This is a genomic window from Calothrix sp. CBUCES-K 9914, assembly GCF_059640475.1.
Map to the genome: position 1 here is coordinate 1 of NZ_JBXXZH010000291.1, position 10,293 is coordinate 10,293.

General features: G+C 39.7%; 9 protein-coding genes and 1 pseudogene. 3 read left to right on the top strand and 7 right to left on the bottom strand.

Translation table 11 applies throughout. From position 1 onward, the window contains the following. On the bottom strand, positions 1-3,316 hold a 3,316-nt coding region (locus AC2JBO_RS38285; protein ID WP_496958870.1), incomplete at its 3' end, for a PAS domain-containing protein. A gap of 394 nt (positions 3,317-3,710) precedes the next feature. On the opposite strand from AC2JBO_RS38285, the gene AC2JBO_RS38290 reads away from it, so the two are divergent. Next, a complete protein-coding gene (locus AC2JBO_RS38290) occupies positions 3,711-3,932 on the top strand; it encodes a hypothetical protein (RefSeq protein ID WP_496958871.1) in 222 nt (73 codons plus the stop codon). Positions 3,933-3,978: 46 nt separating this feature from the next. Here AC2JBO_RS38290 and folE read toward each other — a convergent pair. The 6 genes and pseudogenes from folE to AC2JBO_RS38320 form a co-directional block, all read right to left on the bottom strand. After that, positions 3,979-4,521 (bottom strand): annotated as a pseudogene (folE, locus tag AC2JBO_RS38295) (GTP cyclohydrolase I FolE); the annotation flags it as partial. Positions 4,522-4,609: 88 nt separating this feature from the next. Then, the gene (locus AC2JBO_RS38300; protein WP_496958872.1) at positions 4,610-5,059 is read right to left on the bottom strand and encodes a GNAT family N-acetyltransferase; all 450 of its coding nucleotides are present in this window, start codon (positions 5,057-5,059) and stop codon (positions 4,610-4,612) included. A gap of 137 nt (positions 5,060-5,196) precedes the next feature. Then, complete coding sequence (locus AC2JBO_RS38305; RefSeq protein ID WP_496958873.1) at positions 5,197-6,180, bottom strand: aldo/keto reductase; 984 nt, start codon at positions 6,178-6,180, stop codon at positions 5,197-5,199. A gap of 5 nt (positions 6,181-6,185) precedes the next feature. Further along, on the bottom strand, positions 6,186-7,511 hold the full coding sequence (locus AC2JBO_RS38310) for a tetratricopeptide repeat protein (RefSeq protein ID WP_496958874.1): 1,326 nt from the start codon (positions 7,509-7,511) through the stop codon (positions 6,186-6,188). Between the two features lie 75 nt (positions 7,512-7,586). Beyond that, on the bottom strand, positions 7,587-8,447 hold the full coding sequence (locus tag AC2JBO_RS38315) for a CmcJ/NvfI family oxidoreductase (RefSeq protein ID WP_496958875.1): 861 nt from the start codon (positions 8,445-8,447) through the stop codon (positions 7,587-7,589). 15 nt (positions 8,448-8,462) lie between these two features. After that, on the bottom strand, positions 8,463-9,143 hold the full coding sequence (locus AC2JBO_RS38320; protein WP_496958876.1) for a glutathione S-transferase family protein: 681 nt from the start codon (positions 9,141-9,143) through the stop codon (positions 8,463-8,465). A gap of 542 nt (positions 9,144-9,685) precedes the next feature. On the opposite strand from AC2JBO_RS38320, the gene AC2JBO_RS38325 reads away from it, so the two are divergent. Together AC2JBO_RS38325 and rd are read left to right on the top strand one after the other, a co-directional pair. Beyond that, positions 9,686-9,832, top strand: a complete 147-nt coding sequence (locus AC2JBO_RS38325; protein WP_496958877.1) for a hypothetical protein — start codon at positions 9,686-9,688, stop codon at positions 9,830-9,832. Positions 9,833-10,015: 183 nt separating this feature from the next. Continuing rightward, positions 10,016-10,177 carry a rubredoxin gene (gene rd / locus AC2JBO_RS38330; RefSeq protein ID WP_496958878.1) on the top strand — a complete coding sequence of 54 codons (162 nt, stop codon included), beginning with the start codon at positions 10,016-10,018 and terminating at the stop codon, positions 10,175-10,177. The last annotated feature ends 116 nt before the right edge of the window (positions 10,178-10,293 follow it).

A 10,293-nucleotide genomic window follows, 5' to 3' on the forward strand; every position in this document is an offset into this window, starting at 1 on the left:
TGGAACCATTTTCAAATCGAACAGATTTACCAGTTAGCGCAACTTGACCGTAAATTTCAATCCAGTGTTCTTCAAGATTTAATTCACGCGCGGTTTTACCAACAGCTTGAATAAGTCCGGTTTGTTGCTCAAAACTAGGGTTGATTTCTAAAACACGATAGTCAATAGGTATATTCTTTGAATCAAGCAAGACTTCAACCACACAAAAGCCTTCATCAATCGACTCAAATAAGGTTCGGTAACGTTCCTCAGAGGAGCGCAAGGCTTGTTCTACCTGTGTACGCTCCGAGGTTTCGCGAGCTGAACCTGCCACAAATTCGACTGTGCCGTCAGCAGCAAATCCTGGATTTAAAATGTATTCATAATATCCTCTTACTCCAGTTGGACTAATGTAAGGCGCCTCGCCTTTAACAGTTTGTTTTGTTTCAAAAACTTGTTGAATGTTTTGAGCAAACTGCTGCACCAGCGCTTCGGGATACTGGAGTTCTACCATTGTTTTTCCGAGTGCTTCGGCTTCGGTAAGACCCCACAAATCAAGCACAACTTGATTAGCGTAAATAAACCGCCCATCGCGGTCGAAGTTAAAGACAAAATCGCTAATAGTTGAAAGTGTCGCATCAAACTTTTGTACTTGCCGTTCAAGTTCGGTGCGGCTCTCCTGCAAAATGGCTTCAGCTTGTTTACGGTCGCTGATGTCACGATAAAAGATGCCTAAACCATCTTCATAGGGGTAGGCACGCACTTCTAACCAGAGATCATGGTCGGGCGGTTCATAATAGTGCTGTTCAAAATACGCGGGAACTTGGTTGGCTAGTGCATAGCGATATTGTTGTTCGGAGATGGAACCCACTAGAGCAGGCCACTCCTCCCAAAGGGTTTTGCCTAACACTTCGGAGCGAGGTTTGTTGTTAATTCGTTCGGAAGTAGCATTTTGATAAGTAATTCGCCAGTCGAAATCAACAGTAATAAATGCTTCGCTAATACTTTCTAATAGATTATTAATGCGTCGAAACGCAGCTTCGGTTTTTTGTTGAGCTTCTACATTTACCGCACGTAGCATTTGCTCTTGTTGCAAAGCCTCCCATCGCAATTGTGACAGTTTCAATGTTGCCTCAACCCGTGCTAACAGCTCGCGCGCCGAAAAGGGTTTTATTAAATAGTCATCGGCGCCAGCAGCAAGTCCTTCAAGGCGGGCTTCTTCACCTGCCCGTGCTGATAGTAGAATAACAGGGATTGTTTGAGTTTGAGGATTAGACCGTAGCGCGCGTAGCAATTCAAATCCATCCATTTTTGGCATCATTACATCCGTTAATACCAAATCCGGAGGATTATTCTCAATAGCATTTAAAGCAGTGGCGCCATCAGCAACAAGCTCAATTGTATAAGACCCACTCAAAAGTCGTTGAATATAATCACGCATGTCAGCGTTGTCATCAGCGAGTAAAATTCTGGCAGTGGGGGTGTTTTGAGTATTTGCTACCTCAATATTTAGCACATTTAACTCAGTATTTTCTCCTAGGAGCCACCGCTGCGCTTCTTCAACATAAGGCATTGCCCCTAAAGTTGTTGATGTTAATGTGCGAGTTGCATTAATACGTTCTGAAGGTAAATGGGCAGTTCCAGTGGGAATGGTAACGGTAAAGCAACTACCTTGCCCAAAGGTGCTGGTGACATTTATGGCGCCTCCATGTAGTTTAACAAGTTCTTGCACCAATGATAGCCCAATACCTGAGCCTTCAAAACTACGACCATTGGAGTTTTCAACGCGATAAAATCGCTCAAATAAATGCGGCAACTCAGAATCTTTAATTCCAACTCCCGTATCAATAACTGATAACTTAACTTGAGCTACCAACCATTGCAATCGAACTGTAATGCTTCCTGCCAATGTAAACTTAAAGGCATTGGATAACAAATTGAGAACAATTTGTTCCCACATTTCACAGGAGACATAAACCGCTTCAGGCAAAGGTGGACAGTCTACTATAAGCGACATTCCCGCGCGCTCAACTAGCGACCTAAACGTACTGGCAAGTTCTGCTGTATAAGTTGCTAAATCAACAGGTTCATAAACTGCTTGTACTCGACCGGCTTCGATGCGTGAAAAATCAAGTAAGCTATTTACTAGTTTGAGCAACCGCACTCCATTCCGCTGTACCAATTGGAGTTTTTCGCGTTCTTCAATTGGAATCGTACCATCTAAAGCTGTAATTGTGTCTCCTAAAGGCGCCAGCATCAGAGTAAGCGGTGTACGGAATTCATGCGACACATTACTAAAAAATGCGGTTTTTGCACGGTCGAGTTCTGCAAGTGCTTCCGCGCGTTGGCGTTCGGCTTCATAAGCTTGAGCATTTGCGAGCGCAGTGGCAATTTGTCCGGCGACCAAATCAAAAAAGCCTTTATAATCGTCGTCAAATTCTCGACGTGGGCTAATGCCTGCAATCAAAAATCCGCTTAGTTGAGATTGCCCTGCTATCGTAAGCGGCAACACAGCAGCCATTCGAGAAGATTCAGGCCAAAATCCCCCTCCTATATAGGCACCTTCAAAAAGTTCTACCAAAGGTATTATCCGACTCTCACCCGTTGCCAAAACAGAAGCAAGCTCCCACTCTCCCGAAGTCTGTATTTCAATTTCTATTGGGCTAGCAATTGATTCGGGCGCCAATCCAGTTGTGCTAATCAATTGTGCTAAGGTTTGTGTTTCATCTAGCAAGTACAGCAATGCAAAAGACACATCATAAGGATTATTTGCTAATGTCTGCACCGAAATCTCACAGGCATCCTTAATTGTTTTTGCGGCAATAGTTTGAGCCGCTAATTCACGCAACGTTTGCAACCGTCTGTCGCTCAAAACGCGCTTTGTTTCCTCAGTACAGGCACAAAATACGCCCCCAATTCCACCATCATCATTTGGAACAGGACTATAAGAAAAGGTAAAATAAGTTTCCTCAGTATAGCCATTACGCTCCATAATTAAAAGCACCGCTTCATTCCAAGAAGCTTGTCCAGAGCGTAAAACCGCTTCGGCTTGCGGACCCAGTGTATCCCAGATTTCCGCCCATACAACAGACGCAGGTTGACCCAGAGCTTCATGATGGCGCCGACCTAAAACCGGAATGTAATCGTCGTTATAGAACTTAGTAAGCGTTTCTCCCCACCAAACAAACATCGGGTAACGCGACCCAAGCATGATGCGAATAGAAGTCTTTAAGCTTTGTGACCACTGCTCTGGTAAACCCAAAGGTGTTTGCGACCAGTCGAACGCGCACATCAACCTGGCCATTTCGCTGTCACCTTCAAAGAGCTTTTCAGGCATAATCACATTGACTTACACTTCGCTTAAATGTACATTTTAGCAGTTTAACTAAACTACTATATGTATATGCCAAGAAAAACAGTATCTATCTAAAGACTTATTGACTTTATTAACAAAACTTTATAATATATACTACGTCCTAGGAGTATGGCAGTAAACCAGTAATCATAATGCTTGGTATTACTATTGGTTATAGTAGCTCCTGTCATGTTCGTAATACTAAACTTGAGTTGATTAAACGTTTTGTGATTTTAATTGTTTAAATAAAGTTGAATGCGAAACAAATCTATTATATACTGTGCAAACTTTCTATAGATAACTTAGTTGATACATAAATAAATTTTAATTTTCATAGGTTATGGTAATGAAGAAGAGTTTCTAGCTATGTCAAAAAATGAAGCACATTTATAAAATACTTCTTGTTATCGCACTTGTACCAGCCGTTTTTGGTATACCCTGTCGAGCATCGAAAGTTGTAGCTGAACTTAACTGGCTTCCTGATGTCATAGAAACACAAACTCAAGTTGCAGGCTATTTGGAGGCTGGTTATAGTTCAGAATTAAAAGAACAATTAATAAAAAACTTTTCTAAGTTTAAGAAATCCGCAGATGATTAGCGATATATTGAAGACGCGATATATCGCGTCTCTACATTTATTTTTTTTATGATTTATATTTGCAAATTAAATTCAGAAACTCTTGACGATTTTTTTCTTCTTGGAATACACCCAGCATTGCGCTAGTAACAGTCCAAGAACCAGGTTTTTGCACTCCCCGCATAACCATACACATATGAGTAGCTTCTATAACAATAGCGACACCTTGAGGTTCTAAAATTGTGTGAACAGCTTCGGCAATTTGTGTTGTCAATCTTTCTTGAACTTGTAAACGTCGTGAATACATTTCAACGATACGAGCTAGCTTACTCAGCCCTACCACTTTTTGATTTGGCATATAAGCAATATGTGCTTTACCTAGAAATGGTAACATATGATGTTCACATAAGCTAAATACATTAATATCGCGAACTAAAACCATTTCGTTATGCCCTTCATCAAAAATGGCGCCGTTAACAAGTGCTTCCAAAGACTGGCTATAACCACTGGTGAGAAACCGCATTGCTTCTACTACTCGTTTTGGTGTTCTGAGTAGTCCTTCACGTTCTGGTTCTTCTCCAATATTTACCAGCAAAGTTTTTACTGCTTCTATTATTGGCTCGTTTAGTTCTTTATAATTATTAGGAGCTTCAAATTGTTCTGTAGCTACAACATTGTTATTCTCTGTTAAGTTGAGATTAGTTTCTTGTTTTTCTGTAAACATCTGGATTCCATTTCTCCATAAAACTATGTGGATTTTTTAATTCAGTGAATCCAACTTTGCTATACAACTCGTGAGCATCTTTAGTCGCTAATAGCCAACGACGCAATCCCTTCAATTCAGTATAAGAAGTAATAACTTCTATTAACCATTTGCCTAAACCTTGCCCGCGAAAATGCTCCAAAACAAAAACATCACTAATATAGGCAAAGGTAGAATAATCTGTAATAATTCGAGCAAATCCAATTTGTTGTTGACCTTTATACAATCCAAACACAAGCGAGTTTTGAATTGAACGTTGTAGAATTTCAAGCGGTAACTCTTCTGCCCAATAAGAATTTGCAAGAAAAGCATGTATAACACTCAAATCTAGACGATTAACATCTGTACTGATGACATACTCGCCTCGTTGCCATTCTTGAATCATTATAATATTCTTGATTACATCTACGTAGAGACCGGGTTAATACGGTCTCTACAACGTGCGGATTGAGCGCAAGCGCATACTATGTGAATACGAATGATACGCGGACTGCGATATATGATGATTAATCATATGAATTACTAACGATGTCCTAATATAGAATGTGGTCTGTAAGGCGCCTCCAATAATTTAATTTCTTCATCTGAAAGCGATATATCTATAGCTTCAACAGCTTCTTTCAAATGCTCTATTTTACTGGCGCCAACAATCGGAGCAGTTACACCAGGTTTGTGTAACAACCAAGCTAAAGCTATTTGTGCTGGTTTGACACTACGTTCTTTTGCTAGGTTAATAACTTGGTCAACGACTTGAAAATCTATGTCATCATAATAAAGACTATGAGCAAATTCGTCTGTTTTCGCACGCAGTGTTTCTCCATAACCTTGTTTTTGACGGTTTCCCACTAATAAACCGCGCGCTAACGGACTCCAAGGAATTATTCCAACTCCTTCTGCAATGGAAAGAGGAATTACTTCGCGTTCTTCTTCTCGGTAGACTAAGTTGTAGTGATTTTGCATTGATACAAACCGTGTCCAGCCGTGTTTGTCAGCAATATATAAGGCTTTTGCAAATTGCCATGCGTACATACTTGATGCACCTATGTAACGCACTTTACCTATTCTGATTAAGTCGTGGAGTGCTTCGAGGGTTTCTTCTATTGGTGTTTCGTTATCCCACCGATGTATTTGATACAAGTCTACGTAGTCTGTTTGCAGGCGCCGTAATGAAGCATCGATACTATCAAAGATGTGTTTGCGAGAAAGTCCTTGGTCGTTAGGACCATCACCAACTTGGTTATATACTTTGGTTGCTATGATAACTTGGTCGCGTTTGGCAAAGTCTTTTAGCGCGCGTCCAAGAATTTCTTCACTGGCACCTAACGAGTAAACATCAGCCGTATCAAAGAAATTAATACCTAATTCTAAAGCAAGTTTGATGAAAGGAAGACTTTCTTCTTCTTCTAATACCCATTCACGCCATTGACGTGAACCATAAGTCATTGTACCAAGCGATAAGCGAGATACTTTTAGCCCGCTTTTACCAAGATTGACATATTTAGTCATGATGTTTACCCTCTGTTTAACTTGCTGTGTACATTAGCTAACTGTCGCTGCGTTATAGGAATATTGCTGCGGGCAGTGTTACGCTTTGATAATAGTACCCGCGCTTTCCCGTTTTCATTTGCATGAATGAGAGCATCAAGATAAATTTGTTCAAATAAATCTCGTTGAGCATGAGAACCACCTGTTGAATATAATTTAGGTAATACTGGCTCTAGTTGATTTATCGAATCAAGCCAATTGCCTTGAGCATGAGCAATCATTCCATAAGCTGCGGGTAATGCGATATTTCTCCAAGTTTTTTGAGCATAAGGTTGAGCTTTGTCTGCATAATCTTTTATACTATCTAACATTTCCACAGCCCAATCATTTCTACCACCCCGTACTAAAGCATAAATATATTGCAAATCTAAAAACGGGATGATATGTTCGTGCAATCTAGGATACAAGTAATCAGCTATTTCTCTCCACCGCGCGCTGACGTCAATACCTCGCAACTGTAACCTTAATAACAGTGAGATTGCATTTATTTGCTCCCGTCCGTTGTCTTTTCTAGCACGTCCCCAAATCTGAGTATCGTAAATTCCCAGTACTTTGTGAATATCATCAGCATCAAGATGATAAAGCGCTGTATGCCACCAAAGATGATTATAAAACGCTGGATTAGAAAACTCCCAAGTATCCCAGACGCTTTCCATCCAAGCTATTCCTTCATCAAGGCGCCCTTGAGTTTCGAGAACGTGAGCAACAGCATGTTGTGCCCAGCGATTATTATGTTTCATTTCAACCGCTTTTCGACCTGCAATCTCTGCTTCTTCTAAACGGTGACATTCTTCTAGCCCAAAAGCTAGCATTCCGTATATATACGAATTATCAAGATTGGCTTCTGCTACTTTCTCGGCTATTCGCAGCAATCCTTGGCTGTCACCAATATTTCTATAATGGTACTGGGCAATATGAACTGACGCTAAATCACGAGGGTAGTGTTCGGCAATTGTTTCATGATAAACAATTGCGTTTTTAATGTCGCGTTTTACCCAAGCTTCGATAGCTGCAACATAAAGCTGTTCTCTTTTGTTAGCGTGTCGTAAATTTAAACTGGCGTTATTTATATAAGGCACCGCAGCAGTTAGAGCATCACTTTGACCTGAAAATAAATGAAAAGCTGCAACCAATGTATTCGCGATGACGCAATTTGAGTCTGCTTCTACAGCTTGTCTGATAACTTGGGTATTGTTACCAACACTGAGTAATTCATCGGTAAATTCATTGATTGCGGCTACTGTGAGGCGTGAATCTGTAGTAATTTCTAATTTAGATGAATCTTTTAACATTGAATTATAATAACAGTAAAATTTTCGCTGTGGTAGAGACGCGATTAATCGCGTCTCTACATACGTCTCTACATGCTAATAAAAAACTAGAGTTCGCAGTTCGATACTTTCTCGTGGTGGAGCATCTGGTAAACTTGTTGGGTCTTCAAATGCAGTGTGAGCAGTAAATCTAGCGCTGATATTTTCTGAAGAATCAAAACACTTAATTAGTACTACTTCATGCTTCCGCATCTGAGGAAAATAATACCATTGGTGCCTTGGGTTATATGTAATACCATAAGTTTCACCAACACGGTCACGGTATACAAGGTCACTTGCTACAAGGTCTGTTTTTGCCATGCTTTGAGCGTCACATATTGCCAATGGATGTTCTTGCACTGGTTCGGCAATTGGGCGCCATACGTTTACTATACTGAATCGACGTTGTAAAAGTGCTTCTGCATCTTCTATTTTCAATGCTTCTAAAACTAACCTCCCACGACTATAACCAGATTTAGCGGTAAAGTCATTATGTACACGCTTGACTGGTTCTCTTGCATTGTCTTGATTTTGCTGCGCGCGTTGTGCATTACGCACGTTATGGTCAAACACTATGACTTTCGTGGCGCCTGTTGCATTGAGTAAAAGTTGTTCAGCTTCAGGATAATAAACACGACGAATTTCATCGTCATCATAGAAGTTATTTACTGCACTATGATGATTAACAAGCGTAAAACCTTCTTTGTCTAAAGATAAATTACGCTTTACACATCGAGCATTGTAAATTGGTAATTTGTAAGCTTCATATTTACCATTGTACCGTGGAATACCTTCTGGTGGTTCGTAGATATAGATGACAGGTTTTTCTGCCATTGGAATAAGATAATTAAGATTTGCCTCAACATAAGGCAATTCATCAACTACAGCAACTTCTAACACTTGGCTGTTTGTACTCATAGGTCTATCCTCGCACTAATTACGATTTGCAGTTGCAAAAGCTGGTTCACCGAGAATCTTCGAGAAGCGCTCGATATAATAACTAGTCGGATTTTCTACTGCTTTTATTGACTCTCTAGAACGCAATACATTCCACCATTCCTGCAAACGAGGTGTTTCTGATGGTAAAGCAAAGTTACGAAAGTGTTGCAACAATGGTAAACGTTCAAACCAAGGATAAAAGCTGATATCAACTAAACTCAGCTTATCCCCTAACAAATACTGCCCACTCTTCAGCTTACCTAATATTTCTTGCTCAATATATAATAGAGAATCTGTAAACTCTTTTCGTCCCTCTTCTTGTTCAGTCGTACCTTTACCCCTTAGTAGTTTATTAAATCCAGGGACTAAACGAGTGTTCGCGTAGTCAATCCAAATACGAGCAACAGCTTTCGCTGCTGGGTCGCGCGGTAATAAACGAGGTTCTGGAAACACCTCATCAAGATACTCATTGATAATGGCAGATTCATAAATTTCAACATCCCCATGTTTGATAGCGGGAACCTTGCCATATCGTGAGACCTGTGTGAACTCAGTAGGTTTCTTTTGTAAATCTATTTCAACTGGAGTAAATTCAATGCCTTTTTCGAGTAGAACAACACGGGTGCGTTGAGAAAAAGTAGAACCCTTTGCAAAGTAAAGTTGTACTGTACTCATGAAATCTTTTCCCCGAAAGTACTGTGAATAAAAACTTATCAGCATACCAGTTAGACAGGTATACTACTATTTGTCGGTCGAGTTACCGTATTTATTGTATCATTACACATAGTTTCGTAAAATACAATTCGATCTCAATAAAACCTGAGTTCGACGTAAGAAAAAGCCTAAAAATAAAGCATAGCAAGGGTTGTAACAAAAAACAGTTACTTAATTCAATATCAATAAGCTTTGATTAATGAGAATTAACCTGTAAGGTAGTACTCAAAAAACCTATACATTAATTAGGAGTTAAAGCTAAATTTTATCATAAATGTAAATAAAGTTACTAATGCTTTTGTTTAAGTAAGTGTTATTTATCCTCTTGAGACACTCCGTGAACGCAAAAAACACGCTGTTTTACAATATGAAAATGTGTAATTAGGATAATTTTTATACTAAAATTCCTGAAGGTTCGCATCAAAAACTAAATTTTCCTCTAACTAATTGCAAGAGAAAGTAATTTAACCAGAAATTAGGTAGATATACTGGAGAAACAACAGATGTTTATTCATGACAGCAAAAATGCTATTTTAAAGGCACAAAAGGATGGTGAAGCTAGGGGTATAAAAAAAGTAGGGAAGAAGTTAGAGCAGAAAGGGCAAAAGAAAAAGCTCTTTCTATCGCGCGTTCGCTGGTTGGTGTTTTAGATGTAGAAACTATTAGCCGAACGACAGGGTTAAACGTCGCAGAAGTTCTACAATTATTCTGATTATGTTTCTTAACCAAGTGAATCGGCACCGATGTAGAATTAGTTTATTAATCCTTTTGTATTTCTTGGATTTTATACCACAGAGACTGAGAGGGCACAGAGAGAAGAATTGGAGGATGGTATGAAAAAGTATGTATGTACCGTTTGTGGCTATGAGTATGACCCAGAGATGGGTGACCCAGATAGCGGTATTGAAGCTGGTACGCCTTTTGAGAAAATACCAGAAGACTGGGTATGTCCTGTTTGCGGCGCCAGTAAAAAAGATTTTGAAGTTGTTAAATAATTTTTGTAAACAAGAACTTTTATTTAACAAACCGCAAAGTACGCAGCATTTCGGGCTCTTCCGTACTTAGCGTGCTAAATCTGCTAAAAAATTAGGTTTAAATCCTTGCTGTGCTT

Bases quoted from the DNA above. Each gene is read 5' to 3' on its own strand.
- AC2JBO_RS38290 (WP_496958871.1), top strand. From the start codon at position 3,711: ATGAAGCACATTTATAAAATACTTCTTGTTATCGCACTTGTACCAGCC.
- AC2JBO_RS38300 (WP_496958872.1), bottom strand. From the start codon at position 5,059: ATGATTCAAGAATGGCAACGAGGCGAGTATGTCATCAGTACAGATGTT.
- AC2JBO_RS38305 (WP_496958873.1), bottom strand. From the start codon at position 6,180: ATGACTAAATATGTCAATCTTGGTAAAAGCGGGCTAAAAGTATCTCGC.
- AC2JBO_RS38310 (WP_496958874.1), bottom strand. From the start codon at position 7,511: ATGTTAAAAGATTCATCTAAATTAGAAATTACTACAGATTCACGCCTC.
- AC2JBO_RS38315 (WP_496958875.1), bottom strand. From the start codon at position 8,447: ATGAGTACAAACAGCCAAGTGTTAGAAGTTGCTGTAGTTGATGAATTG.
- AC2JBO_RS38320 (WP_496958876.1), bottom strand. From the start codon at position 9,143: ATGAGTACAGTACAACTTTACTTTGCAAAGGGTTCTACTTTTTCTCAA.
- AC2JBO_RS38325 (WP_496958877.1), top strand. From the start codon at position 9,686: ATGTTTATTCATGACAGCAAAAATGCTATTTTAAAGGCACAAAAGGAT.
- rd (WP_496958878.1), top strand. From the start codon at position 10,016: ATGAAAAAGTATGTATGTACCGTTTGTGGCTATGAGTATGACCCAGAG.